Raw genomic sequence first — 25300 nt, 5'->3', positions numbered from 1 at the left:
AAGCAATGAACAAGGATTTCGGCAAAGTGGCGGTTCTCTTCGGCGGCAAGTCTGCCGAGCGGGCCGTTTCCCTCAACAGCGGCTCCCGCGTGCTGGCTGCCCTGCAGCACCAGGGCGTGGACGCCCACGCCTTCGATCCGGCGGAACGTTCCCTGGACGAGCTGAAGGGCTTCGACCGGGCCTTCATCGCCCTGCACGGCCGCTTCGGCGAAGACGGCACCATCCAGGGCGCCCTGGAGCTGATGGGCATCCCCTATACCGGCAGCGGCGTTCTGGCCTCCGCCCTGGGCATGGACAAGTGGCGCACCAAGCTGATGTGGCAGGCCGTGGGCCTGCCGGTGCCGGCCTATGCCCTGGTGAACGAGCACAGCGATTTCGCCGAGGTGGAAGAGGAGCTGGGTCTGCCCCTGTTCGTCAAGCCGGCCTGCGAGGGTTCCTCCATCGGTATTTCCAAGGTCAAGACCGAGGGCGGCCTGCAGGCCGCCTACGTCGCCGCCGCCGAGCACGACAAATTGGTGCTGGTGGAGCAGGGCATTACCGGCGGCGAATACACCGTGGCCATCATCGGCCAGGGCGACGACATGCGGGCCCTGCCCATCATCAAGATCGAGCCGGCCAACGAGTTCTACGACTACGAAGCCAAGTACCTGCGGGACGACACCCGCTACCTGTGCCCCTGCGGCCTTTCCGCCGAGAAGGAGGCCGAGATCCAGGCCGGCGCCCTGAAGGCTTTCCGGGCCATCGGCGGCCGCGGCTGGGGCCGGGTGGACTTCCTCATGGACGAGGCCGGCAACCACTACTACCTGGAGGTGAATACCTCCCCTGGCATGACCGACCACTCCCTGGTGCCCATGGCGGCGCGGGTGGCGGGCATGGATTACGAACAGCTGGTGCTGAGGGTCCTGGCCCTCGCCACCCTGGGCTAAGGACAGCGAGGCGACATGTGGCACAAGCCCCAGCTCATGACGGCCGTAGCCGACCTGCTGCTTGCAGCGGGCGCGGCGGCTTTGCTCGTGGCGCTGGGCCTGGGCGCCGCCCGCCTGCCCCTGTTCCCCCTCAAGGAAGTGGTGTTCGCCCAGGAACTGCGCGAAGTGCAGCGGGGCGAAGTGGAGCGGGCCCTGTCCGGTCTGGTGCGGGGCAACTTCTTCAGCGTCAATCTGGATGCCCTGCGTACCGCCCTGGAAAAGCTGCCCTGGGTGCGCAAGGCGGAGGTGCGCCGGGCCTGGCCTTCCCGCCTGGAAGTGCGGGTCGAGGAGCATCGTCCGGCGGCGCGCTGGGGCGAGGGCAGCGGCCAGCTGGTGAATACCTACGGCGAAGTGTTCGCCGCCAGCCTGCCTCAGTCCCGGGGGGAGGGGCTGCCCCAGCTGAACGGCCCCATCGGCACGGCTCCGGACGTGCTGCGCCGTTTCGACGAGTTTTCCCGGCAGTTGCAGCCCACCGGGCGGCAGCCGCTGCAGCTGGTGCTGTCGCCCCGGCTGGCCTGGCAGCTGAAGCTGGACGACGGCATGGTGCTGGAGCTGGGGCGGGAGCAGCCCAAGGCGCCGGTGGGCCAGCGCCTGTCACGTTTCATCGAGATTTATCACACGGTGCTGGCGGAGCGCACGCCCCGGCCCCAGGTGGTGGATTTGCGGTACCCCAACGGTTTCGCCCTGCGACTGGCGGCCGCGGGGAAATGAGTGCAATGCAAAAAGTAGCGAAGGCAAAGGAACATCATGAGCAGGGATAGCAAGGAACTGGTCGTCGGCCTGGACATCGGCACCTCGAAGATCGTGGCGCTGGTGGCGGAGATCACCCCGGAGGGGCGTCTCAACGTCATCGGCATGGGCAGCCAGGATTCCAAGGGGCTGAAAAAAGGCGTCGTGGTCAACATCGAGGAGACCGTCAGTGCCATTTCCCGGGTGATCCAGGAGGTGGAGCTGATGGCCGACTGCAAGGTGGCCAACGTCTATACGGGCATCGCCGGCAGCCACATCAAGAGCTTCAACTCCAACGGCATGGTGGCCATCAAGGACAAGGAAGTGAACACCATGGACCTGGACCGGGTGATCGAGACCGCCCGCGCCATGCCCATCCCGGCCGACCAGGAGATCCTGCACATCCTGACCCAGGAATTCATCATCGACGACCAGGACGGCATCCGCGAGCCCATCGGCATGAGCGGCTTCCGCCTCGAAGTGAAGGTGCACATCGTCACCGGCGCCGTCTCCGCCGCCCAGAACATCGTCAAGTGCGTGCGCCGCTGCGGCCTGGAGGTGAACGACCTGGTGCTGCAGCCCCTGGCCTCCAGCTTCGCAGTGCTCTCCGAGGACGAGAAGGACCTGGGCGTGTGCCTGGTGGATATCGGCGGCGGCACCACCGACATCGCCGTGTGGACCCAGGGCGCCATCCGCCACACCTCGGTCATCCCCATCGCCGGCGATCAGGTCACCAACGACATCGCCATGGCCCTGCGCACCCCCACCCGGGAGGCGGAGGACATCAAGCGCAAGTACGGCTGCGCCCTGTCCCAGCTGGCCGACCCGGAAGAGGTGCTGGAGGTGGCAGGGGTGGACGACCGCCCCAGTCGCAAGCTCTCCCGCCGCGCCCTGGCCGACGTGATCCAGCCACGGGTGGAGGAGCTGTTCGAACTGATTCAGGCCGAGCTGCGCCGTTCCGGCTTCGACGAGGTGCTGTCTTCCGGCATCGTCCTCACCGGCGGCGCTTCGGTGATGCCCGGCATGATCGAGCTGGGCGAAGAAATATTCCACATGCCGGTGCGCCTGGGTGTGCCCAAGTACGCCGGCGCCCTCGCGGATGTGGTGCAGAGCCCGCGCTTCTCCACTGCCTTCGGCCTGCTGATCGAGGCCCAGACCCAGCGCAAGCGGGGTCTGAAGGTGCAGGAGACGCGCAGCGTCAAGCAGGTGTTTTCCAGCATGAAGTCCTGGTTCGAGAAGAATTTCTAAAAAGTTTCTATGCAAGCTGTTTTGTTCAACGCAAGTTTGAATGTGGTTAATTGAAGGAGGCGATCCATGTTTGAAATTATTGATAAAGAAGAATCGAGCGGAACCGTGATCAAGGTGGTTGGCGTCGGCGGTGCCGGCGGCAATGCCGTGGATCACATGATCCGTGAAGGGGTGAACGGCGTGCAGTTCGTCGCCGCCAACACCGATGCCCAGGCCCTGAGCCGCAACATGGCAGCCGACAAGATGCAGCTCGGTGCCTCCGGCCTCGGTGCCGGCGCCAAGCCGGAAGCCGGCCGCGCCGCCGCCCTGGAAGAGCGGGAGCGTATCGCCGAGCAGCTGAAGGGCGCCAACATGGTCTTCATCACCGCCGGCATGGGCGGCGGCACCGGTACCGGCGCCGCTCCCATCGTGGCGGAAGTGGCCAAGGAAATGGGCATCCTCACCGTGGCCGTGGTGACCAAGCCCTTCGGCTTCGAAGGCAAGCGCCTGAAGGCCGCCGAGGCCGGCATCGCCGAGCTGCAGAAGCACGTCGATTCCCTGGTGGTGATCCTCAACGACAAGCTGATGGAAGTCCTGGGCGACGATGTGTCCATGGAAGAGGCTTTCAAGGCTGCCGACAACGTCCTGCGCAATGCCGTGGGCGGTATCGCCGAAATCATCAATCTCCCCGGTCTGGTGAACGTGGACTTTGAAGACGTGCGCACCGTCATGGGCGAAATGGGCATGGCCATGATGGGCTCCGCCTACGCTTCCGGCGTGGACCGGGCCCGCATCGCTGCCGAACAGGCCGTGGCTTCCCCCCTGCTGGAAGGCATCAACCTGTCCGGTGCCCGCGGTGTGCTGGTGAACATCACCGCCTCCCGCAGCCTGAAGATGAAGGAAGTGAACGAGGTGATGAAGACCATCAAGGAATTCGCCGCCGAGGACGCCCACATCATCTTCGGCGCCGTGTTCGACGAAGCCATGGGCGAGCAGCTGCGCGTCACCGTGGTCGCCACCGGCCTGGGCAAGGCGGAAGCCCGCCGCCAGTCCTTCGAGGTGATCAACACCGCCGTGCGTACCGGTACCGACGACGCTCCCATGGCCATCGACTACGGCCAGCTGGACGCCGTGCCTGCCGTTATCCGCAAGGGCCGCAACGCCACCGTCGAAGCCCTGGCCAACAGCGGCGTCGATCGTTACGACATCCCGGCCTTCCTGCGCAAGCAGGCGGACTAAGGGTCGGGGGCGACCGGCCGGGCGTCTTTGCCTGCCCGTCTGACGGGCAAGCGGACGGCGCTGCCTCCCGCCGGGGTGACCGGCGTCTGGCGGTCGCCCAGACCTGCGGTAACGTGTTGTAACAAAACGCCTCCTTAAGGGGGAGCCCGCCTTCGTGCTAGAATGCGGGCTCCCCCCTTGTTCCGTCTTCGCTTTGATTTTGAAGCGGAAAAACGATTGCCGACATGTTGAAACAACGTACCCTCAAATCCCTGATCCGCGCCTCCGGCGTCGGTCTGCACAGTGGCGTCAAGGTCACCATGGCCCTGCGTCCTGCCGCGCCCGATACCGGCATCGTCTTCCGTCGCGTGGATCTGCCCCAGCCCGTGGAAATCCGTGCCGACGCCCTGCTGGTGGGTGATACGCGCATGTGTTCCTGCCTGGAGGTGGATGGGGTCAAGGTGGGGACGGTGGAACACCTGATGTCGGCCTTCGCCGGCCTGGGCATCGACAATGCCTACGTGGACCTGGATGCGGCCGAAGTGCCGATCCTCGACGGTTCCGCCGCACCTTTCGTCTTTCTTATCCAGTCGGCCGGCATCGAAGAGCAGCCGGCAGCCAAGAAATTCATCCGCGTCACGCGCCCCATCGAGGTGCGGGACGGCGACAAGTGGGCCCGCTTCGAGCCTTACGACGGCTACAAGCTGACCTTCTCCATCATTTTCAACCACCCGGCCATCGACAAGTCGGCCCAGTCCGTCAGCGTCGACTTCGCCGAGCAGTCCTACACCCGGGAAGTGGCCCGGGCCCGTACCTTCGGCTTCATGCAGGATGTGGAGATGCTGCGGGAAAACGGCCTGGCCCTGGGGGGCGGCCTGGAGAACGCCATCGTTCTCGACGAATACCGGGTGCTCAACAGCGACGGCCTGCGTTATGGCGACGAGTTCGTCAAACACAAGGTGCTGGATGCGGTGGGCGACCTCTACCTGCTGGGCCATCCCCTGCTGGCAGCCTTCACCGCCCACAAGTCGGGTCATGCCCTGAACAACATGCTGGCCCGCCAGCTGCTGCAGGAGCGCGAGTCCTGGGAGTGGGCCACTTTCGAAGACCAGTCCCAGGCTCCGGCAGGCGTCGCCCGCTGGCTGGAACTGCCGGTCCAGGCAGCCTGAGCCGGCGCGGGAGGCCGCCTTGTTCCTCCTGCGCATCCTGGCCGTCCTCACGGTCATCGCCGTGGCCGCGGGCGTGGTGGCCTATGTGTTTACCCGCCAGGCCAGATACCTGAATTTCTCCTGGCGGGTCTTCCGCTATTCCCTGATGTTGGCCCTGCTGATATTCGCGCTCCTGGTGCTGGAGCGGGTGGCCGTCATTCCGCTTTGATCGCCGCCCGGGCCAGGAATCCTTCCAGGCCGCGTTTCAGGGGGGAGTCATCCGGCAACTGGGCAGCCAGCTGTTTGAGCTCGTTGCCGGTGCTTGCCGACAGGGGTTTGAGGGTGGAAGAGGGGAGCGCCACGGCGGGGGGGCGTGCTTGCACTTTGATGGTCACGCCGTTACACTCAAAGCCCCTTTTCAAGAATTCGCCGGCCAAACTTTGCGCCATCTGACGCAATTTGGCAGCGACCGCGCCGTTATCGGCGTGGATAACGACATTCCCCAACTTGATATTCGCGACACTGCTCGAGCGCGCCAGCGGGCCCGGAGCAAAGCTGTCGTAGGCGCGCTGGGCGCGCATCAAGAGTCGGGCATGGGCCAGGACCGAGGCCGCTCCGTCCGCTCTGCCAAGATAATTTTCAACTGGTTCGTGCATGGATCACTTCGAGGAGAAGCATCGTGCATATTATTCTGGTGTCTGACCGCCTGGCAACCACCAAGACCGTCAGCCTGACCCCCAAGGTGATCCTTTCCCTCGGGGCTGGCTTCATGGTGCTGGTGTTGCTGGCCGCCATGGCCTTTTCCTGGCTCACCGTACACTTCCGCCTGCCCCTGGTACAGGATCTGGTACTGGCAGCACAGCGCCAGGAAAACCAGAAAACCCAGGAGTTCATGCGGGAAAACCTGAATGTCATGGCCGGCCGCCTGGGCGAGATGCAGGCGCAGCTACTGCACCTGGATTCCATGGGCGAGCGCCTTTCCGTGCTGGCAGGCATGAAGCCGGCAGACAAGGGGCAGTTGTTGCCGGTGGCCAAGGGCGGCGGTCAGGGCGGTCCCCTGCTGCCCACTTCCCTTCGCGACACCTCCATCAAGTCCTCGGACGAACTGCATCGGGAACTGGACCGCATGGCTGCGCTGGTGGATCAGCGCGTCGATTTCATGCGTGTTCTGGAAAACCAGCTGATGGACCAGCGCATCAAGAAGGTGCTGCTGCCGACCACCTTGCCGATCCAGGGCGCCGGCATCGGCTCCGGGTTCGGGGTGCGCTCCGATCCCATCGCCGGGGTCAATGCCATGCACGAAGGCGTGGATTTCTCCGCCGAAGTCGGTACGCCCGTGGTTTCCGCCGCCGGCGGTGTGGTGGTGGAGGGCAGCATGCATCCCCAGTACGGCAACCTGATCGAGATCGATCACGGCAACGGCTTTTCCACCCGCTACGCCCATCTCTCCAAGATCAACGTGCGGGTCGGCCAGCTGGTCAAGCGTGGCCAGCTGATTGCCGCCACCGGCAATACCGGCCGCTCCACCGGCCCCCATCTGCATTTCGAGGTGCGCTTCCAGGGCGTGGCCCAGAATCCGGCCCGCTTCCTGCAGCAGGGTACCCAGGTGGCGTCCCGTCGCTAGTTGCATCCCCGGCGGGACGAGTCCTTCGTCCCGTTTCCTTTGATTTTCCCCAAATTGGCGGCCTTCCTTAGCGTGGTAGAATCGCCCCTTTCCCGCTAACGGACGCCTAAGCGTCTCTCACGATGATCCCCGGACTCCTCAAGAAAATCTTCGGCAGCCGCAATGATCGGCTGATCAAGCAATATTCCCAGATCGTCCAGAAAATCAACGGGTTCGAGGCCGCCATCAGCGCCTTGTCCGACGATGCCCTGCGCGGCAAGACCGACGAGTTCCGCCAGCGCTACGCCCAGGGGGAAACCCTGGACGACCTGCTGCCGGAAGCTTTCGCCGTGGTGCGGGAGGCCGGCAAGCGCGTCCTGGGCATGCGGCACTTCGACGTGCAGATGATCGGCGGCATGGTGCTGCACTACGGCAAGATCGCCGAAATGCGCACCGGCGAAGGCAAGACCCTGGTGGCCACCCTGCCGTCCTATCTCAATGCCATTTCCGGCAAGGGCGTGCACGTCATTACCGTAAACGACTACCTGGCCCAGCGCGACGCCGAGTGGATGGGCCGGCTGCACCGTTTCCTGGGGCTGTCCGTCGGGGTCAATCTGTCCCAGATGCCCCACGAGCAGAAGCAGGCCGCCTACGCTGCCGACATCACCTACGGCACCAACAATGAATTCGGCTTCGACTACCTGCGCGACAACATGGTCTATGCGGCCGGCGAGCGGGTGCAGCGGGGTCTCAATTTCGCCATCGTGGACGAGGTGGACTCCATCCTCATCGACGAGGCCCGTACTCCCCTGATCATCTCCGGCCAGGCCGAGGACCACACCGAGCTGTACCAGCGCATGAACCAGGTGGTGCCCCTGCTGACCCGGGCCGCCGACGAAAACTCCGAAGGCGACTACTGGGTGGACGAAAAGGGCCACCAGGTGCACATGTCCGAGCAGGGCCACGAACATGCCGAGGAAATCCTCGCTCGCGTCGGCCTGCTGGAAGAGGGGCGCAGCCTCTACGAAGCCGCCAACATCATCCTGGTGCACCACCTCAATGCCGCCCTGCGGGCCCACAACCTGTTCCACAAGGATCAGCAGTACGTGGTGCAGAACGGCGAGATCATCATCGTGGACGAGTTCACCGGCCGCCTGATGCCCGGCCGCCGCTGGTCCGAAGGTCTGCACCAGTCGGTGGAAGCCAAGGAAGGCGTGCGCATCCAGAACGAAAACCAGACCCTGGCGTCGATCACTTTCCAGAACTACTTCCGCATGTACGGCAAGCTGGCCGGCATGACCGGTACGGCCGATACCGAAGCCTACGAGTTCATGGAAATCTACGGTCTGGAAACCGTGGTGATCCCGACCCACCGCCCGGCCCAGCGCAAGGACCACAACGACCAGGTGTTCCGCACCGCCGCCGAGAAGTTCGCGGCCATGAAGGCGGACATCCTGGACTGCCACCAGCGGGGCCAGCCCGTGCTGGTGGGCACCACCTCCATCGAAAACTCCGAGCTGCTGTCCCGCCTGCTGGACCAGGAAAAGCTGCCGCACCAGGTGCTCAACGCCAAGCAGCACGGCAAGGAGGCCGAGATCGTGGCCCAGGCAGGCCGTCCCGGCATGATCACCATCGCCACCAACATGGCCGGCCGCGGTACGGACATCGTCCTCGGCGGCAGCATCGAGAAGCAGATCGATGCCGTCCGCCTCGACGAGTCCCTGGATGATGCCGCCAAGGAAGCCAGGATCGCCGCCCTCAAGGCCGAATGGCAGCCGGTGCACGACCAGGTGCTGGCCGCCGGCGGCCTGCACATCATCGGTTCCGAGCGCCACGAGTCCCGCCGCATCGACAACCAGCTGCGGGGCCGGGCCGGCCGTCAGGGCGATCCGGGTTCCTCCCGCTTCTACCTGTCCCTGGACGACCCGCTGCTGCGCATCTTCGCCGGCGACCGCCTCAAGGCCATCATGGAGCGCCTGAAGATGCCCGAGGGCGAGGCCATCGAGCATCCCCTGGTGACCCGCTCCCTGGAATCCGCCCAGCGCAAGGTGGAGGCCCGCAACTTCGACATGCGCAAGCAGTTGCTGGAATACGACGACGTGGCCAACGACCAGCGCAAGGTGATTTACGCCCAGCGCAACGACCTGCTGGAAGTGGACGACATTTCCGAAACCATCCAGGCCATGCGCCAGGGGGTGGTGGCCGATCTGTTCCACCTCTATGTGCCGCCGGACAGCGTCGAGGAGCAATGGGACCTGCCCGGGCTGGAAAAGGCTTTGGAAGCCGAGTTCCTGCTCACCCTGCCGGTGGCCGAATGGGTGCAGGCCGACACCACCCTCTCCGTCGAGGACCTGTTGCACCGGGTGATCGCCGCCGCCGACCAGGCCTATGCCGACAAGGTGGCCCTGGTTTCCGATCCTTCCGTCTTCCGCAAGTTCGAGCGGGACGTCATGCTGCAGAGCCTGGACAGCCACTGGCGCGAGCACTTGGCCGCCCTCGACCATCTGCGCCAGGGCATCCACCTGCGCGGCTACGCCCAGAAGAATCCCAAGCAGGAATACAAGCGGGAGGCCTTTGAACTGTTCGAGGGCCTGCTCAACAGTATCCGCAACGAGGTTTCCAAGCTGCTCCTCACCGTCCAGGTCCGTTCGCCCGAGGACGTGAGCGAAGTGGAACAGCCCGGGGTGGAAAACGTGCAATACCACCATGCCGACTACGACGAGGTGCTGGGCACCGCGGACGGCGAGGGCGAGGAAGCAGGCCAGCAGCCGGCCCAGGCCGGTCCCAAGGTGGGGCGCAACGATCCTTGCCCCTGCGGCAGCGGCAAGAAGTACAAGCACTGCCACGGCAAGCTCAACTGAAATAAAAACTGAACTGACGCAGAGGGAGCGAGCTGCTACCCTCTGCGTTTTCTTTTATCCCCTGCGGTGAGAGATTCATGCCCGTCAATTACGCCACGCCTGCCCCCGAAGCCCTGTTCCCCGTTGCCGGTGTCCGCCTCGGCACTGCCGAAGCCGGTATCCGCAAGGCCAATCGGCGCGACCTGACCGTGATCGCCCTGGACCCCGGTTCCACCGTGGCCGGCGTGTTCACCCAGAACCGCTTCTGTGCAGCCCCGGTGCAGGTGTGCCGCAAGCATCTGGCCGGCGAGTCGGAAATCCGGGCCCTGGTGATCAATACCGGCATCGCCAATGCGGGTACCGGCGAGACCGGCCTGCAGGCGGCCATGCAGACCTGCGCCACCCTGGCCGGCCTGCTCGGGCTGGATGAGGATCGCCAGATCCTGCCGTTCTCCACCGGCGTCATTCTCGAGCCCCTGCCCGTCGATCGTCTGCAGGCCGGCCTGCCCGCCGCCATCGCCGACCTCAAGGCCGACAACTGGCATGCGGCAGCCCACGGCATCATGACCACGGACACCGTGGCCAAGGCCGCCTCCCGCAAGGTCGAGATCGGCGGCAAGAGCGTCACCATCACCGGCATCTCCAAGGGCGCCGGCATGATCAAGCCCAACATGGCCACCATGCTGGGCTTCCTCGCCACCGATGCGGGCATTCCCCAGCATCTGCTGGAGCAGGTGGCCAAGGAGGCGGCGGACCAGTCCTTCAACTGCATCACCGTGGATGGCGACACTTCCACCAACGATTCCTTCATCGTCATGGCCACCGGCCAGAGCGGCCTGCGCATCAAGGATGGCGCCGATCCCGCCTGGGCGCCCCTGAAGGCGGCCATCGTCGCCGTTTCCATCGAGCTGGCCCAGGCCATCGTGCGCGACGGCGAAGGTGCCACCAAGTTCATCACCGTGGCAGTGGAAGGCGGCAAGGACCTGGAAGAGTGCCGCAAGGTGGGCTATGCCATCGGCCATTCGCCCCTGGTGAAAACCGCCTTCTTCGCCTCCGACCCCAACCTGGGCCGCATCCTGGCAGCCATCGGCTATGCCGGCATCACCGACCTGGACGTGGGTCAGATCCGCGTCTGGCTGGCCAGCGGCAGCGATGCCGTGCTGGTGGCGGAAAAGGGCGGCCGGGCTGCCGCCTACAAGGAAGAGGACGGCTCCCGCATCATGAAGAATGCCGAGATCACCGTGCGGGTGGATCTGGCCCGGGGCGCCGCCCAGGGCTGCATCTACTCCTGCGATTTCTCCTACGACTACGTCAAGATCAACGCCGACTACCGCAGCTGAACGCCAACTGTAGCTGCATCGAAGAAACCCGCCCTTCACGGCGGGTTTTTTTTATGGGCCTGCGGGGGCTTCGGCGGTCAGCGACAGGCAACAAAAAACCCGCCGGGGCGGGTCGTTGGGGCGGGGCCGAGGGCTGGCCTGGGTCAGTGCATTTCTTCCAGCAGCCGTTCGCATTGCACGGGCTGGGAGAGGCGCTCCATGAGCTGGGTGATGGTCATGCTGCTTTCCCGCTCGCCGCGCAGGATGCTCTCGATCAATTGTTCCAGTCGTTCCAGGTTGTCTGCCATGGCCGTGGTCTGTCGCCGTTGTCCTTATGTTTCCTTAACGGCCGCCGGGGCGCGGACTTGAGTCGCGCTGTCTGTCGTGGGCTGTTGCGCCTCGGATGTCGGGCCTCTTTGCGTTAGGTCAACCAAAGCCCAGACGAGCCCGGTCCGGCATCCCTGGCTGGGTATAATGCGGCGACAAATCAATGGGTTATATAGGGTTTGTCTATTGCCGCCATAGCGGTTGCCTATAGTCCGGAACATACCGGGCAAGACCAACGTGCTGAGTTCTGGGAGGACAGCCATGACATTGACCGAATTGCGTTACATCGTCGCCCTGGCGCAGGAGGGCCGCTTTTCCCGGGCGGCGGAACGCTGCTCCGTGAGCCAGCCGACCTTGAGCGTTGCCATCCAGCGCCTGGAGGAGGACCTGGGCGTGATCCTGTTCGAGCGGGGCAAGGGCCAGGTGACCCTGACCGATGTGGGTGAGCAGGTGGTGGCCCAGGCGGCCCGGGCCCTGGAAGAGGCCGACCGGGTGCGCCAGATCGCCCACCGGGGACGCAACCAGCTGGAGGGCGGACTGAAGCTGGGCGTGATCCATACCATCGGCCCCTACCTCCTGCCCGAACTGATCGTCTCCCTGCGCCAGATCGCCCCGGACATGCCCCTGGCCATCGAGGAAAACATGACCGCCACCCTGGCCGACATGCTGCGCCACGGGGAGGTGGATGCGGCCATCCTGGCCCTGCCCTTCGAACTGCCCGGCGTGGTGACGCGGCCCCTTTACGACGAGCCGTTCAAGGTGGTGGTGCCCCAGGGCCATCCCTGGCAGGACAAACAGGAAATTGCCTCGGACGAGGTGGATGCGGAGGAGGTCCTGTTGCTCAAGGCCGGCAACTGCTTCCGCGACCAGGTGATGGACGCCTGTCCCCAGATCAGCGGCTCCGACACGGAAGTGCGGCAGGGCCATTCCATCGAGACCATCCGCTGCATGGTGGCCTCCGGCTTCGGCCTCTCCGTACTGCCGGCCGGTGCCCTCTGCAAGCCTTATTCCACGGACCTCATCAGCGTGGTGCCCTTCAAGGCCCCTGCCCCGTCGCGGCGGGTGGCCCTGGCCTGGCGGGTCGGCTTCACCCGGCCCAAGGCGGTGGAAGCCCTGTGTCAGGCCGTCAGCCTGATCGACAACCCCAGCTACCTGCACGTGCGCTAGGAGCGGCCGTCAGCGGCGGCGGAGGCGGATCAGGCGGAACCAGCCGGCCGCCAGGGCCGGCCTGTCGGACTCCAGTTGCAGGGCCGGCTCGCTTTCATGCACGGTCTCGAACACCACGTCTAGATGGGTCGCCAGCCGGCTGACCAGGGGCGACAGCAGCCGGCGCAGGGGCGCCCGCTGCCCGGGTTGCAGGAACTTGTCGAAAATCAGGGCCGTGCCGCCGGGGCGCAGCACCCGGGCGGTTTCCTGCAGGCAGAGGCGGGGTTCCGGCACCACCGCCAGGATCAGGTGCAGCACCACGGCGTCAAAGGCGGCATCGGCAAAGGGCAGGCGGCGGGCGTCGCCGCGGACCGGCGTGAAGTCCAGGCCATCGCTGCGGCGGCAGGCCCGGGCCAGCATGGCCGGGGTCAGGTCCAGCCCGGTGTAGCGGTGCTGGCGGGGCAGGTGGGGAATATCCAGGCCGGTGCCGATGCCCAGCAGCAGCACGTCCGACGGGGGCTGGGGCAGGGCGCCCAGGCTTTGGCGACGGGCTCCCCGGGTTGCCGCCGCCAGGGCTGCATCGTAGAACGGGGCGATCAGGGCATAGCTGTGTTGCAGGCCCACCGGCGTCTCAGTGCAGTACCCGGGGAACGGCCAGGGCGAACTCGGCAATGTCCGCTTCGAACTGGGTGCCGTCCTCCGCCACCATCTGGTAGCTGCCGCGCATGGTGCCGACGGGCGTGCTGAGGGAGGCGCCGCTGGTGTACTCGAAGCTCTCGCCGGGCTGCAGCAGGGGCTGGTGCCCCACCACGCCGAGGCCCCGCACCTCCTGGACCTCCTCGTTGGCGTCGGTGATGAGCCAGTGGCGGGAGATCAGCTGGGCGGCCACGGTGCCGATGTTGCGGATGGTGATGGTGTAGGCGAACACGTAGCGCTCCGCGTCCGGGTCCGACTGCTCGGCCAGGTACTGGGGCACGGTGGTCACGGCGATTTCGTATTTTTTGCTTTCGGCCATGGTCTCGGGTCTGTGGGGTGGAAAGTCTCATTGCACATCACTGTGTGCACTCTGACAAGCCGGCCTCGGCGTGGGTTCACGATAAAATCACCTTTCTGTCACACCAACCCCCACAAGGCCGCCGCCATGCATCTCATCGCTCCCAGTATCCTTTCCGCCGATTTCGCCAAGCTGGGGGAGGAGGTCCGCTCGGTCATCGCCGCCGGGGCCGACTGGATCCACTTCGACGTCATGGACAACCATTACGTCCCCAACCTGACCATCGGCCCCCTGGTTTGCGAAGCCATCCGTCCCCACACCGAGGCGCCCATCGACGTGCATCTGATGGTCAAGCCGGTGGATCGCATCATTCCCGATTTCGCCAAGGCCGGCGCCAACATCATCACCTTCCACCCGGAAGCCTCCGAGCACGTGGACCGCAGCCTGGGCCTGATCCGGGACAGCGGCTGTCAGGCCGGCCTGGTCTTCAACCCGGCCACGCCCCTGCACTACATGGATCACGTCATGGACAAGCTGGACGTGGTGCTGCTGATGAGCGTGAACCCGGGCTTCGGCGGCCAGAAGTTCATTCCCGAGACCCTCAACAAGCTGCGCCAAGCCCGGGCCAGGATCGATGCCTACACCGCCCGTAGCGGTCGCCAGATCCGCCTGGAAATCGACGGCGGCGTGAAGGTGGACAACATCGCCGAGATCGCCCGGGCCGGGGCCGACACCTTTGTCGCCGGTTCCGCCGTCTACGGCGCCGGCCAGGACCGCGATCCCAACCGTTACGATTCGGTCATCGCCGCCCTGCGCCAGCAGCTCGCCAGCGCCTAGGCTGCAAGCTAATAGGGACGCCAATCTCCGGCATGGCATGCCTGGAGTTGCCGTCCCTATTGCTTCTCCGGTGAGGTGACTTTTCGACAGCCTCGCCCGCCCCATCCATCTCCTTGCCGCCGCCTTGCCCCGGAAATTCGCCATGCCCCTTCGTTCCGCCACCTTCGACCTGGACGGCACCCTGGTCGACTCCATTCCCGACCTGGCGGCCGCCTGCCACGCCATGCTGGCCGAACTGGGCCAGCCGCCCCGCACGGATGACGATATCCACCGTTTCGTCGGCAAAGGCATGGCGGTGCTGGTGGAGCGCTGCCTGACCTGGGCAGCAGCCCCCGAAGCGTCCCTGCTGGAGGCCGGCATCGCGGCTTTCCGCCGGCACTACGCCGACATCAACGGCCGGGCCAGCACCGTCTATCCCGGCGTGGTGGAAGGTCTGGAGGCGTTTCGCGCCCTCGGTCTGCCCCTGGGAGTGGTGACCAACAAGCCGGCCGCCTTTACCGCGCCGCTGCTGGAACGCATGGGCCTGGCCGGGTATTTTTCGGTGGTCATCTCCGGCGACACCCTGGCCTTCAAGAAGCCCCGGCCCGAGCCCCTGCTCCATGCCTGCGCTCTGCTGGCTACCGAGCCGGGCCTCAACCTGCACGTGGGCGATTCCCTCAACGACATCGAGTCGGCCCGGGCTGCCGGCTGTCCGGTGATTTGCGTGCCCTACGGCTACAACGAAGGCCGGCCCGTAGACAGCGCCGATTGCGATGCGCTAGTATCGGACCTCGTCGCAGCGGCCCGTTGGGCGGCCGGCGCTTAAATCGATACCGACTCCGAATCGACACTTCACCGTGACCCGCAAGTTCAATGCTTTCCTGATGGGTAACCGCGCCGCCTGGGGCTGGCGTGGCTGGTGGCGCTCGCCGCGCCATTATTGATATTACCCGTCCGGGCCCGGGCGGCGAGTTGAGACCAAACTCCCGGGCAAGCATTGAAATACAACCTGTCGTACTTGCGAGGTCCCCATGACCGAAACTGAATTCAACGCGCTTGCCGCGCAGGGGTACAACCGTATCCCCGTCACCCTCGAGACCTTTGCCGATCTCGATACCCCCCTTTCCATCTACCTGAAGCTGGCCAACGGCCCCTACACCTACCTGCTGGAATCGGTGCAGGGCGGTGAGCGCTTCGGCCGCTACTCCATCATCGGCCTGGCCAGCCCCACCCGCATCGCCGTCTATGGCCACCAGGTCATGGTGCTCACCGGCCAGCGCATCGCCGAGCGGGAAAACGACACCAATCCCCTGGAGTTCATCGAGAGCTACCAGAAACGCTTCCGCGTCGCCCCCTACGCCGGCCTGCCCCGCTTCTGCGGCGGTCTGGTGGGCTGCTTCGGCTACGACACGGTGCGCTATGTAGAAACCCGCCTGACCAAGAGCGCCAAGCACGACGAACTGGGTACGCCGGATATCCTGCTGCTGCTCTCGGAAGAGATCGCCGTGGTGGACAACCTCTCCGGCAAGCTGACCCTGGTGGTCTATGCCGAGCCCGGCTTCCCCGGCGCCTTCCAGAAGGCACGGGCACGCCTCAAGGAGCTGCTGGCCCAGTTGCGCACCCCGGCGCCCATCCCCGAGGAAAAGCCGGCCACTTCCCAGCCGGCGGTCTCCATCTTCGGCGAGGCGCCCTTCAAGCAGGCCGTGGCCAAGGCCAAGGAGTACATCACCGAAGGCGACATCATGCAGGTGGTGCTGTCCCAGCGCATGACCAAACCCTTCTCCGCCAGCCCCCTGTCCCTGTACCGGGCCCTGCGCACCCTCAATCCTTCGCCCTACATGTATTACTTCGACTTCGAGGATTTCCATGTGGTGGGCGCTTCCCCCGAAATTCTCACCCGTCTGGAAGGCGATACCGTGACGGTGCGGCCCATCGCCGGCACCCGCAAGCGGGGGGCGACGCCGGAGGAGGATGCGGCCCTGGCCGAGGATCTGCTGGCGGACCAGAAGGAGATCGCCGAGCATGTGCAGCTGCTGGACCTGGGGCGCAACGACGTGGGCCGGGTGGCCCAGACCGGCTCGGTGAAGCTGACCGAGCGCATGACCATCGAGCGCTATTCCCACGTGATGCACATCGTCTCCAATGTGGAAGGCAAGCTCCAGGCCGGTCTCTCTGCCCTGGATGTGCTGAAGGCGGCCTTCCCTGCCGGTACCCTCTCCGGCGCACCCAAGGTGCGGGCCATGGAAATCATCGACGAGCTGGAGCCGGTGAAGCGCGGCATCTATGGCGGTGCCATCGGCTACCTGGGCTTCAACGGCGACATGGACCTGGCCATCGCCATCCGTACCGCCGTGATCAAGGACGGCCAGCTGCACGTCCAGGCTGGCGCCGGCATCGTTGCCGATTCGGACCCGACTTCCGAATGGCAGGAAACCCAGAACAAGGCCCGGGCCGTGCTGCGGGCCGCGGAAATGGCCGAGAACGGCCTCGATACCCGTTTCGAGTGAGGGCGCTGCCATGCTGCTGATGATCGACAACTACGACAGCTTCACCTACAACATCGTCCAGTACTTCGGCGAACTGGGCCAGGATGTGCGCGTCTATCGCAACGACGCCATCACCCTGGGTGAGATCGCCCGTCTCGATCCGGACTATCTGGTGATTTCCCCGGGGCCCTGTGCGCCCCAGCAGGCGGGGGTTTCCCTGGCCGCCATCCGCGAATTCGCCGGCAAGATTCCCCTGCTGGGCGTGTGCCTGGGCCACCAGTCCATCGGCGAGGCCTTCGGCGGGCGCATCGTGCATGCCAAGAAGCTGATGCACGGCAAGACTTCGCCCGTGCATCACAATGATCAGGGCGTTTTCAAGGGCTTGCCCAATCCGGTGACCTGCACCCGCTACCACTCCCTGGCCATCGAGCGGGAAAGCCTGCCGGACTGCCTGGAGATCACTGCCTGGACCGACGACGGCGAAATCATGGGGGTGCGGCACAAGACCCTGGCGGTGGAAGGGGTCCAGTTCCACCCCGAGTCCATCCTCACCGAGCACGGCCACGACATGTTGCAGAACTTCCTCAAGGAGCACGCCAAATGAGCCCGCAAGAAGCCTTGACCCGCTGCATCGAGCACCGGGAAATCTTCCACGACGAAATGCTGGAGCTGATGCGCCAGATCATGTCCGGCGAAATGAGCCCGGTGATGATCGCCGCCATCACCACGGCCCTGCGGGTGAAAAAGGAAACCATCGGTGAAATCGCTGCCGCCGCCCAGGTGATGCGCGAGTTCGCCACCAAGGTGCCGGTGCGGGACCCGTCCGCCGTGGTGGACATCGTGGGCACCGGCGGTGACGGCGCCCATACCTTCAATGTCTCCACCTCCTCCATGTTCGTCTGTGCCGCCGCCGGGGCCAAGGTGGCCAAGCACGGCGGACGTTCCGTCTCCTCCAAGAGCGGCTCGGCGGACGTGCTGGAAGCCCTGGGTGTGAACCTCAACCTGCCGCCGGAGCGCATCGCCGAATGTATCGATACGGTGGGTATCGGCTTCATGTTCGCCCCCAACCATCATGGCGCCATGAAGCATGCGGCCCCGGTGCGACGCGAACTGGGGGTGCGCACCATCTTCAACATCCTCGGGCCCCTGACCAACCCTGCCGGCGCCGAGCGCCAGGTGCTGGGGGTGTTCCATGCCGATCTGGTGGGCATCCTCATCCGGGTGCTGCAGCGCCTGGGTTCCCAGCGGGCCTTCACCGTCTTCGGCGTGGATGGTCTGGATGAGATTTCCAATTCCGGCCGCACCCTCATCGGCGAGCTGAAGGATGGGCGCATCCATGAATACGAGATCCATCCGGAGGATTTCAACCTGCCGGTGCACGATCCCCGGGTGATTCGCGTGGGCAATGTGGAGGAGTCCAAGGCCATGGTGCTGGCCGCCCTGGAGGGGCGTCACGGTCCGGCCCGGGATATCGTGGCCCTGAACGCCGGTGCCAGCCTGTATGTGGCCGGCCTGGCCGACTCCATGGCCCAGGGGGTGGAAAAGGCGCTGGATGCCATTGTCTGCGGTGCCGCCCGGGCCAAGCTGGATGAATTCGTGCGCTTTACCGGGGTTGCCGCATGAGCGACATCCTCAACAAGATTCTCGCCACCAAGCGGGAAGAGGTGGCTGCCGCCCTGCCCGCCATGCCCCTGGCCGCCATTCGTACCGCTGCCGAAGCCCGGGTCAAGGCCGATCCGGCCCGGGATTTCGTCGGGGCCATCCGCCGCAAGATTGCCGGCGGGCAATCGGCGGTGATCGCGGAAATCAAGAAGGCCAGTCCTTCCAAGGGCGTTATCCGGGAGAGCTTCGATCCGGCCGCCATTGCAGCGGATTATGAAGCCCACGGTGCGGCCTGCCTGTCGGTCCTGACGGACCGGCAGTATTTCCAGGGTGCGCCCGAATACCTGCAGGCGGCCCGCGGCGCTTGCGCTTTGCCGGTGTTGCGCAAGGATTTTCTGGTCGACCCCTATCAGGTCTATGAAGCCCGGGCCATGGGGGCGGATGCCATCCTGCTGATCGTGGCGGCCCTCAGCCTGCCGCAGATGCGGGAGATGGAAGCTCTGGCCATGGAGTTGGGCATGGGGGTGCTGGTCGAGTCCCACGACGGCCAGGAGCTGGAGCAGGCCTTGCAACTGAAGACTCCGCTGATGGGTATCAACAATCGTAACCTGCGTTCCTTTGAGGTCAGTCTGCAGACCACCCTAGGCCTCCTGCCGGAGATCGGCGACGGGCGGATCGTGGTGACGGAGAGCGGCATCCTGGGTGCAGCGGACGTGGCCCTCATGCGAGCCAACCAGGTCGAAGCCTTCCTGGTCGGCGAAGCCTTCATGCGCTGCCCGTCCCCCGGGGAAGCCCTGCAACAACTCTTCGCCAAGGGCTGAAGGGCCGGTCCTTATGGCTTTGGGCGTAGGTGAAGGCGCTGGTGTTGAGTGTTGTGTTGTAAAAACACAACAACTTTAAGGTGGGAATGTCGGCATCCTGCCGTTCTCGTTGCTCCCCCTAGGTGGGTTTGCCACAATCCGTCTCAACTTCTCGTAAGAGAGGTATTTAAAAGGGGTAGGCGAAGAACGCTACCTTTCCTAATTGCAAGAGGAGAAAACCTGATGCAAAAGAAATTCATCGCTCTGGCCGTTGCCGCTCTGGCTTCCGGCGCCGCTTTCGCTCAATCCAACGTGCAAGTTTACGGTGTTGCTGACTTCGGTCTGGCCGTGAACGGCTCTTTTGATGGCGCCACCAAGGGTCAAACTACCCGTTTTGACTCCGGTATCGCCTCCGGCTCCCGTCTGGGCTTCAAGGGCACCGAAGATCTGGGCAACGGCCTGAAGGCTCTGTTCAACTTCGAAATGGGTCTGAACCTGGATGACGGTACCTCCGGTCAAGGTCGTACCTTTGGTCGTCAGTCCTACGTTGGTCTGACCGGCGGTTTCGGTACCGTGATCGGTGGCCGCATCTACACCCCCCACTACACCCTGATGGCTCAAATCGACCCGTTCGGTCTGGGTACCGGTGGTCGTGCTAACAACCTGTTCGCTGCTGGTTACGATCCCATCCGCGTGAACAACACCGCTGCTTACGTTTCCCCGAACTTCAATGGTTTCACCGTGACTGCTGCCTACGGCACCAACGCGCTGGACAACCAGGAGTCCCTGTCTGGCAACGCCAAGAAGCAAGGCCGTCTGTTTGCTATCGCTCCGGTTTATACCAATGGTCCTCTGACTGTTGGCCTGAACTATCATCAGGTTAAGCTGGAGAATGATGCAGTGGCCGCTGGCGCTGCTTGGGTGCGGAATGCTAACACCGGTATTTGGGGTAATTCCGCTGCTGTTGCCGCTGGCGATGGCAAGCTGACCAGCACCACTCTGGCTGGTAAGTATGACTTCGGTGTGTTGGCTCTGTCTGCTGCTTACAGCACTAACAAGACTGAAGTCAATGGTGCTGACGACGACAAGATCCGCAACTGGCTGCTGGGTGTGTCTGCTCCTATCGGTGCCAAGGTTGTCCTGAAGGCTTCCTATGTCAATCTGAAGGATAAGCTGACTAGCAACGCTGATGCTCATCAAGTCGCTATCGGTGCTGACTATCTGCTGAGCAAGCGTACCAAGCTGTATACCGCTTATTCCAAGATTAACAATGATGACCGTGCTGCTTATTCCGTCCAGCACGCCTCTGGTGGCGGTCTGAACAACGAATCCCAGTTCAACGTGGGTATCAACCACTCCTTCTAATCGTCTTTCGACGACCTGAAGTAATAGTTGTTAAAACGGGCGCCTTCGGGCGCCCGTTTTGTTTTTGCTCATTCCGGGCTCCGGCGGGAGTGGACAATAAAAAAGGCGCCCTGCAAGGCGCCTTTTTTATTGTTGAGGTCGTGAACGCTATTTCTCGTGCAGGCAGACCATGTTGTCGCGATGGATGAGTTCCGGCTCTTCCATGTAGCCGAGGATATCCTCGATATCGCTGGACGAATGCTTGGCGATGAGGCGAACTTCGCTGCTGCCGTAATTGCAGAGGCCCCTGGCGATTTCCCTGCCGCTTTCATCCAGGCAGGCTACGGCGGCTCCCCGCTCGAAGTCGCCGTGAACTTCCCGTACCCCTACTGGCAGCAGACTCTTCCCTTGGCGCAGGGCTTGGGTGGCTCCCTGGTCGAGCGTCAGTTTTCCTGCCAGCTGCAAATGGTCTGCCAGCCATTGTTTGCGGGCGGTCATCGGCAAGGTGTCGGCGACAAGCAGAGTGCCGACGGATTCTCCGGTAGCAAGACGGGTGAGAGGGCTTTTTTCCCTGCCACTGGCAATGACAGTGTCGGCGCCGCTGCGGGCGGCCCGCTTGGCGGCGAGGACCTTGGTAATCATGCCGCCGGTGCCGATCTGGGTGCCGGCGCCGCCGGCCATTGCTTCCAGGGCGGGGTCGCCGGCGCGGGCTGAGGTGATCAGGGTGGCGGAAGGGTCCTTGCGCGGGTCGGCGGTGAAGAGGCCGGGCTGGTCGGTCAAGATGATGAGGCAGTCTGCCTCCACCAGGTTGGCGACCAGGGCGCCCAGGGTGTCGTTGTCGCCGAATTTGATTTCGTCAGTAACGACCGTGTCGTTCTCATTGATGATGGGGACGACACCCAGTTCGAGCAGCGTGGTCAGTGTGGCCCGGGCATTCAGATAGCGTTTGCGGTCGGCCAGATCGTCGTGGGTCAACAGAATCTGGGCAGTGTGCAGGCCGTGGGCGCTAAAGGCTGATTCATAGACCTGGGCCAGGCCCATCTGGCCGACGGCGGCGGCGGCCTGGAGTTCGTGCACGGCCTTGGGACGCTTCTGCCAGCCCAGTCGTTGCATGCCGCAGGCAATGGCGCCTGAGGAAACCAGGACCACCTGTTTGCCGTTGTGGCGGAGCTCGGCGATCTGGCGCGCCCATTCGTGAATGGCGGCTAGGTCGAGCCCGGCGCCATTGTTGGTGACAAGGGCTGAGCCGACCTTGACGACTAGGCGCCCCGCATTGGCCGTACGACTGGTGGTTGGGCTCATTCGTCTACGCTTGGTGAGGGGGTGAGGGGGCTTTCCCCGGACTCCTCCGCTGCCTCGTCCTGCTTCCTGATTTCCTCCAGGGCGGCCTGGATGGCGTAGACCACGGGGCGGCAGCCTTCGCCGCTGATGGCGGCAATGGGGAATACGGGGCCGTCGAAACCGGATCTTTCCCGGTAGGCGGACAAGAAGGCGTCCACGTGTTCCTGGCGCTCTTCCTCGGGGAGCAGGTCAAGCTTGTTGAGGATCAGCCAGCGCGGCTTGCTGGCGAGTTCGGGGCTGTATTTTTCCAGTTCGCCGACGATGGCGATGGCGTCGGCAACCGGATCGGCGTCCGGATCCATCGGGGCAATATCGACGATGTGCAGCAGCACACGTGTGCGGGCCAGGTGCTTGAGGAAGCGGATTCCGAGGCCGGCGCCATCGGCTGCGCCTTCGATGAGGCCCGGGACGTCGGCAATGACGAAGCTCTTGTTGTCATCGACCCGCACCACGCCAAGATTGGGGTGCAGGGTGGTGAAGGGGTAGTCTGCAACCTTGGGGCGGGCGGCGGATACGGCGCGGATGAAGGTGCTCTTGCCCGCATTGGGCAGGCCCAGCAGGCCTACGTCGGCGAGCACTTTCAGCTCCAGCTTCAGTTCTTTTTCTTCTCCGGGTTCGCCTTTGGTGCACTGACGGGGAGCGCGGTTGGTGGAGGACTTGAAGTGGATGTTGCCCAGTCCGCCCCGGCCGCCTTGGGCCAGCAGGACCTTCTTGCCGTCCTTGTCCAGGTCGGCCAGTACGTCACCGGTGACGGCATCGCTAATGACCGTGCCAACCGGCATGTGCATGATGATGTCGTCGCCGCCTTTGCCGTAGCAATCGGCGCCCCGCCCGCTTTCGCCGTTTTGGGCGAGGAATTTGCGGGTGTAGCGGTAGTCGATCAGGGTGTTGATGTTGCGGTCGGCAATGACATAGATGCTGCCGCCGCGACCACCGTCGCCGCCATCCGGACCGCCCATGGGGATGTATTTTTCCCGGCGGAAGGAGGCAACGCCGTTGCCGCCCTTGCCGGCGATGACCAGGATCTTGGCTTCGTCGATGAATTTCATAGGGTATAAACAGAAAAGCCCTACCGCGAGGATAGGGCTCTCCTTGGTTCCTTAAAGCGCGGGTTAGGCGGCGGGAACGATGCTCACGGTGCGGCGGCGCTTTTCACCCTTGATGGTGAATTGCACGCGACCTTCAACGAGGGCGAACAGGGTGTGGTCCTTGCCGATGCCGACGTTTTCGCCGGGATGGAATTCGGTGCCACGCTGACGAACCAGAATGTTACCGGCTGCCACCAGTTGGCCGCCGTAGCGCTTTACGCCAAGTCGCTTCGATTCCGAGTCGCGGCCGTTGCGGGAACTACCGCCAGCTTTTTTGTGTGCCATGGTGTATTAACTCCTCGATCAGGCAGAGATGCCGTCGATGCGGATCTCGGTGTAGTTCTGACGATGGCCCTGGTGCTTCTGGTAGTGCTTCCGACGGCGCATCTTGAAAATCTTGACCTTGTCGTGGCGGCCGTGGGAAACCACGGTAGCCTGGACAGAGGCGCCCTGAACCAGCGGGGCGCCAATTTTCACAGCCTCGCCTTCGCCTACCATGAGGATCTGGTCGAGAGTGATTTGTGCGCCGATGTCTGCCGGTATCTGTTCTACTTTAAGTTTTTCGCCAGCGACGACGCGATATTGCTTGCCGCCGGTTTTTATGACCGCGTACATAGGGACTCCGATAACAAAGGGTGTAACAAAGAACCGTGCATTATACGGATTTTAGACGTCGCGTCAAAGACTTCCGTTCTTTGGTCGCCGCGTCCGCCGGCCGGGCGGCTTGACCATCCTCGGGCGCGCGCCTACCATGCAGCGGCTTGGCTGGGAGCCTGTGCTGAAGGCCTCTGCCGTTGCTTTTCCGGCTGTTGTGGCCGTCCTTTCCTTTACGCTCTCGAAACGTTCCCGTGGCTCTCGAAAAAATCAATGCTCTGATCGGCCCCGACATGAAGTCGGTGGATGCCGTCATTCGTCAGCGCCTGCATTCCGATGTGGTGCTCGTTCGTCAGGTGGCCGAGTACATCATCAGCAGCGGCGGCAAGCGCCTGCGTCCGGTGCTGGTGCTGCTGGCTGCCGGTGCCATGGGCTACAAGGGTGTCAATCACCATGAATTGGCGGCGGTGGTGGAATTCATCCACACCGCCACCCTGTTGCACGACGATGTGGTGGACGAGTCGGAACTGCGCCGGGGCCGGGAGACGGCCAATAACCTGTTTGGCAATGCTGCCAGCGTGCTGGTCGGCGATTTCCTTTATTCCCGCGCCTTCCAGATGATGGTGTCCGTAGGCAACATGCGCATCATGCAGGTGCTGGCGGATGCCACCAACATCATCGCCGAGGGCGAGGTGCTGCAGTTGATGAACTGCCACGATGCGGACGTGGATGAAGAGCGCTACCTGCAGGTGATCCGCTACAAGACTGCCAAGCTGTTCCAGGCGGCGGCCCGGCTGGGGGCAATCCTGGGGGGGGCGACGCCGGAGGTCGAGGAAGGTTTGGCAGCTTACGGCATGCATCTGGGGACCGCGTTCCAGCTGGTGGACGATGTTCTGGACTATTCCGCCGACGAGGCCGAGACCGGCAAGCATCTGGGTGACGACCTGGCCGAAGGCAAGCCTACGCTGCCTCTCATTTATGTGATGCAGAACGGTTCCCCGGAGCAGGCTGCCTGTGTGCGTCGCGCCATTGAGGAAGGCGGGCGGGATGACTTCCCTGCCGTGCTGGAAGCCATTCGTGCCACCGGTGCTCTGGAGCACACCCTGAAGCAGGCCAGGCTCGAGTCGGAAGTGGCGGTGCGCGCACTGCAAGCGCTTCCGGCTTCTCAATACAAAGATTCGCTGGTAGAATTGTCAGTCTTCGCTGTGACGAGAAGTTTCTGACTTTTCCCGAAAGTTGCAGTGAGCGAGTCGGGGTGTAGCTCAGCCTGGTAGAGTACTGCGTTCGGGACGCAGGAGTCGGAGGTTCGAATCCTCTCACCCCGACCAATTTTCAGAAAGCCACTCATCCGAGTGGCTTTTTTGTTTTCCGGGTGTGGGTGGCCCTTGGAGCGCGGCTGTTCTTCGCCGGCCCCGGGCCTCGTGGCCGTGGTGGAGCCTCTGCTATGCTGTCGCTCTGATTGCTTGTGCAGCCGGAATGCCATGTCCAAGTTTCTGTTGTTCATTCTTTTTGTCGGCCTCGCCTGGTGGTGGTTCAGGGGGGGCGGCGTATCGCGTGGATTGGGCGGTGGGGCCCCCGTCAACCCGCCGGTGGAGCGGATGGTGGTGTGTCATGGCTGTGGCGTCTATCTGCCGGAAAGCGATGCTCTGGTGGTTCGGGGGCATCCCTATTGCTGCGCCGAGCATGTTGTTCGTGACGATGGCTGAGGGCGTG

The 25300-nt window shown here is 64.0% G+C and carries 27 protein-coding genes and 1 tRNA gene; 20 read left to right on the top strand and 8 right to left on the bottom strand.

Translation table 11 applies throughout. The features are described from left to right. The first annotated feature begins 5 nt into the window (after positions 1-5). The 6 genes from AZSP09_RS08900 (at position 6) to AZSP09_RS08875 (ending at position 5516) form a co-directional block, all read left to right on the top strand. On the top strand, positions 6-926 hold the full coding sequence (locus AZSP09_RS08900) for a D-alanine--D-alanine ligase (RefSeq protein WP_152089813.1): 921 nt from the start codon (positions 6-8) through the stop codon (positions 924-926). 15 nt (positions 927-941) lie between these two features. After that, positions 942-1676 (top strand): cell division protein FtsQ/DivIB, encoded by a 735-nt coding sequence (locus AZSP09_RS08895; RefSeq protein WP_014235356.1) that lies wholly within the window; start codon positions 942-944, stop codon positions 1674-1676. Positions 1677-1712: 36 nt separating this feature from the next. After that, on the top strand, positions 1713-2942 hold the full coding sequence (ftsA, locus tag AZSP09_RS08890; RefSeq protein ID WP_014235355.1) for a cell division protein FtsA: 1230 nt from the start codon (positions 1713-1715) through the stop codon (positions 2940-2942). A 66-nt stretch (positions 2943-3008) separates the two neighbouring features. Further along, positions 3009-4160 carry a cell division protein FtsZ gene (gene ftsZ / locus AZSP09_RS08885; RefSeq protein WP_014235354.1) on the top strand — a complete coding sequence of 384 codons (1152 nt, stop codon included), beginning with the start codon at positions 3009-3011 and terminating at the stop codon, positions 4158-4160. Between the two features lie 224 nt (positions 4161-4384). Continuing rightward, complete coding sequence (lpxC, locus tag AZSP09_RS08880) at positions 4385-5308, top strand: UDP-3-O-acyl-N-acetylglucosamine deacetylase (protein WP_130459170.1); 924 nt, start codon at positions 4385-4387, stop codon at positions 5306-5308. Between the two features lie 19 nt (positions 5309-5327). Next, positions 5328-5516 (top strand): hypothetical protein, encoded by a 189-nt coding sequence (locus AZSP09_RS08875; protein WP_014235352.1) that lies wholly within the window; start codon positions 5328-5330, stop codon positions 5514-5516. On the opposite strand, the gene AZSP09_RS08870 is transcribed toward AZSP09_RS08875, so the two are convergent. Beyond that, entirely contained in the window at positions 5503-5943 is a 441-nt protein-coding gene (locus AZSP09_RS08870; RefSeq protein ID WP_014235351.1) for a DciA family protein, read from the bottom strand. The two genes, AZSP09_RS08875 and AZSP09_RS08870, sit on opposite strands and share 14 nt — an antisense overlap. 23 nt (positions 5944-5966) lie before the next feature. Between AZSP09_RS08870 and AZSP09_RS08865 the strand changes: the two genes are divergently transcribed. The 3 genes from AZSP09_RS08865 to argJ all read left to right on the top strand — a co-directional run bounded on the left by AZSP09_RS08865 (position 5967) and on the right by argJ (position 11070). Continuing rightward, positions 5967-6911 (top strand): M23 family metallopeptidase, encoded by a 945-nt coding sequence (locus AZSP09_RS08865; protein ID WP_152089812.1) that lies wholly within the window; start codon positions 5967-5969, stop codon positions 6909-6911. A 122-nt stretch (positions 6912-7033) separates the two neighbouring features. Then, positions 7034-9751, top strand: coding sequence for a preprotein translocase subunit SecA (secA, locus tag AZSP09_RS08860; RefSeq protein WP_014235349.1), 2718 nt, complete (start codon positions 7034-7036; stop codon positions 9749-9751). Between the two features lie 77 nt (positions 9752-9828). Further along, the gene (argJ, locus tag AZSP09_RS08855) at positions 9829-11070 is read left to right on the top strand and encodes a bifunctional glutamate N-acetyltransferase/amino-acid acetyltransferase ArgJ (protein ID WP_152089811.1); all 1242 of its coding nucleotides are present in this window, start codon (positions 9829-9831) and stop codon (positions 11068-11070) included. Between the two features lie 143 nt (positions 11071-11213). Here the strand turns inward: argJ and AZSP09_RS19945 are convergent, their stop codons facing one another. Then, positions 11214-11357 carry a hypothetical protein gene (locus AZSP09_RS19945; protein WP_014235347.1) on the bottom strand — a complete coding sequence of 48 codons (144 nt, stop codon included), beginning with the start codon at positions 11355-11357 and terminating at the stop codon, positions 11214-11216. Between the two features lie 280 nt (positions 11358-11637). Here AZSP09_RS19945 and AZSP09_RS08850 point away from each other — a divergent pair, with 280 nt between their 5' ends. After that, a complete protein-coding gene (locus AZSP09_RS08850; RefSeq protein ID WP_014235346.1) occupies positions 11638-12543 on the top strand; it encodes a LysR substrate-binding domain-containing protein in 906 nt (301 codons plus the stop codon). 9 nt (positions 12544-12552) lie between these two features. Here the strand turns inward: AZSP09_RS08850 and AZSP09_RS08845 are convergent, their stop codons facing one another. Continuing rightward, positions 12553-13146 (bottom strand): class I SAM-dependent methyltransferase, encoded by a 594-nt coding sequence (locus tag AZSP09_RS08845; protein WP_152089810.1) that lies wholly within the window; start codon positions 13144-13146, stop codon positions 12553-12555. Between the two features lie 7 nt (positions 13147-13153). Next, the gene (apaG, locus tag AZSP09_RS08840; protein WP_014235344.1) at positions 13154-13537 is read right to left on the bottom strand and encodes a Co2+/Mg2+ efflux protein ApaG; all 384 of its coding nucleotides are present in this window, start codon (positions 13535-13537) and stop codon (positions 13154-13156) included. A gap of 126 nt (positions 13538-13663) precedes the next feature. On the opposite strand from apaG, the gene rpe reads away from it, so the two are divergent. The 7 genes from rpe to AZSP09_RS08805 all read left to right on the top strand — a co-directional run bounded on the left by rpe (position 13664) and on the right by AZSP09_RS08805 (position 20585). Beyond that, positions 13664-14353 carry a ribulose-phosphate 3-epimerase gene (rpe, locus tag AZSP09_RS08835; protein WP_152089809.1) on the top strand — a complete coding sequence of 230 codons (690 nt, stop codon included), beginning with the start codon at positions 13664-13666 and terminating at the stop codon, positions 14351-14353. Between the two features lie 142 nt (positions 14354-14495). Next, a complete protein-coding gene (locus tag AZSP09_RS08830; protein ID WP_152089808.1) occupies positions 14496-15158 on the top strand; it encodes a phosphoglycolate phosphatase in 663 nt (220 codons plus the stop codon). A gap of 205 nt (positions 15159-15363) precedes the next feature. After that, entirely contained in the window at positions 15364-16839 is a 1476-nt protein-coding gene (gene trpE / locus AZSP09_RS08825; RefSeq protein ID WP_152089807.1) for an anthranilate synthase component I, read from the top strand. 10 nt (positions 16840-16849) lie between these two features. Further along, positions 16850-17422, top strand: a complete 573-nt coding sequence (locus AZSP09_RS08820; RefSeq protein WP_152089806.1) for an aminodeoxychorismate/anthranilate synthase component II — start codon at positions 16850-16852, stop codon at positions 17420-17422. Next, complete coding sequence (gene trpD / locus AZSP09_RS08815; protein WP_152089805.1) at positions 17419-18441, top strand: anthranilate phosphoribosyltransferase; 1023 nt, start codon at positions 17419-17421, stop codon at positions 18439-18441. The genes AZSP09_RS08820 and trpD overlap by 4 nt, the downstream gene beginning before the upstream one ends. Next, on the top strand, positions 18438-19241 hold the full coding sequence (trpC, locus tag AZSP09_RS08810; protein ID WP_152089804.1) for an indole-3-glycerol phosphate synthase TrpC: 804 nt from the start codon (positions 18438-18440) through the stop codon (positions 19239-19241). The genes trpD and trpC overlap by 4 nt, the downstream gene beginning before the upstream one ends. Before the next feature lie 222 nt (positions 19242-19463). Continuing rightward, positions 19464-20585, top strand: a complete 1122-nt coding sequence (locus AZSP09_RS08805) for a porin (protein WP_152089803.1) — start codon at positions 19464-19466, stop codon at positions 20583-20585. A 147-nt stretch (positions 20586-20732) separates the two neighbouring features. Here AZSP09_RS08805 and proB read toward each other — a convergent pair whose 3' ends face one another. The 4 genes from proB to rplU all read right to left on the bottom strand — a co-directional run bounded on the left by proB (position 20733) and on the right by rplU (position 23608). Further along, entirely contained in the window at positions 20733-21866 is a 1134-nt protein-coding gene (proB, locus tag AZSP09_RS08800) for a glutamate 5-kinase (RefSeq protein ID WP_152089802.1), read from the bottom strand. Then, positions 21863-22954, bottom strand: coding sequence for an Obg family GTPase CgtA (gene cgtA / locus AZSP09_RS08795; protein WP_152089801.1), 1092 nt, complete (start codon positions 22952-22954; stop codon positions 21863-21865). Before cgtA ends, proB begins: the two co-directional genes overlap by 4 nt. A gap of 63 nt (positions 22955-23017) precedes the next feature. Beyond that, entirely contained in the window at positions 23018-23278 is a 261-nt protein-coding gene (rpmA, locus tag AZSP09_RS08790) for a 50S ribosomal protein L27 (protein ID WP_014235286.1), read from the bottom strand. Between the two features lie 18 nt (positions 23279-23296). After that, entirely contained in the window at positions 23297-23608 is a 312-nt protein-coding gene (gene rplU / locus AZSP09_RS08785) for a 50S ribosomal protein L21 (RefSeq protein WP_014235285.1), read from the bottom strand. A gap of 233 nt (positions 23609-23841) precedes the next feature. Between rplU and ispB the strand changes: the two genes are divergently transcribed. From ispB to AZSP09_RS08770, 3 genes are all read left to right on the top strand, one after another. Continuing rightward, positions 23842-24810 (top strand): octaprenyl diphosphate synthase, encoded by a 969-nt coding sequence (gene ispB / locus AZSP09_RS08780; RefSeq protein ID WP_152089800.1) that lies wholly within the window; start codon positions 23842-23844, stop codon positions 24808-24810. A 28-nt stretch (positions 24811-24838) separates the two neighbouring features. After that, positions 24839-24915: transfer RNA gene (locus AZSP09_RS08775), tRNA-Pro, on the top strand. Between the two features lie 153 nt (positions 24916-25068). Continuing rightward, a complete protein-coding gene (locus AZSP09_RS08770) occupies positions 25069-25293 on the top strand; it encodes a PP0621 family protein (RefSeq protein ID WP_152089799.1) in 225 nt (74 codons plus the stop codon). Positions 25294-25300: the final 7 nt, after the last annotated feature.

It is taken from the genome of Azospira sp. I09, from assembly GCF_009177135.1.
Taxonomy (GTDB): Bacteria; Pseudomonadota; Gammaproteobacteria; order Burkholderiales; family Rhodocyclaceae; genus Azospira; species Azospira oryzae.
The sequence above is the reverse complement of the archived record's forward strand: the minus strand, read 5'-3'. Positions and strand labels throughout refer to the sequence as shown.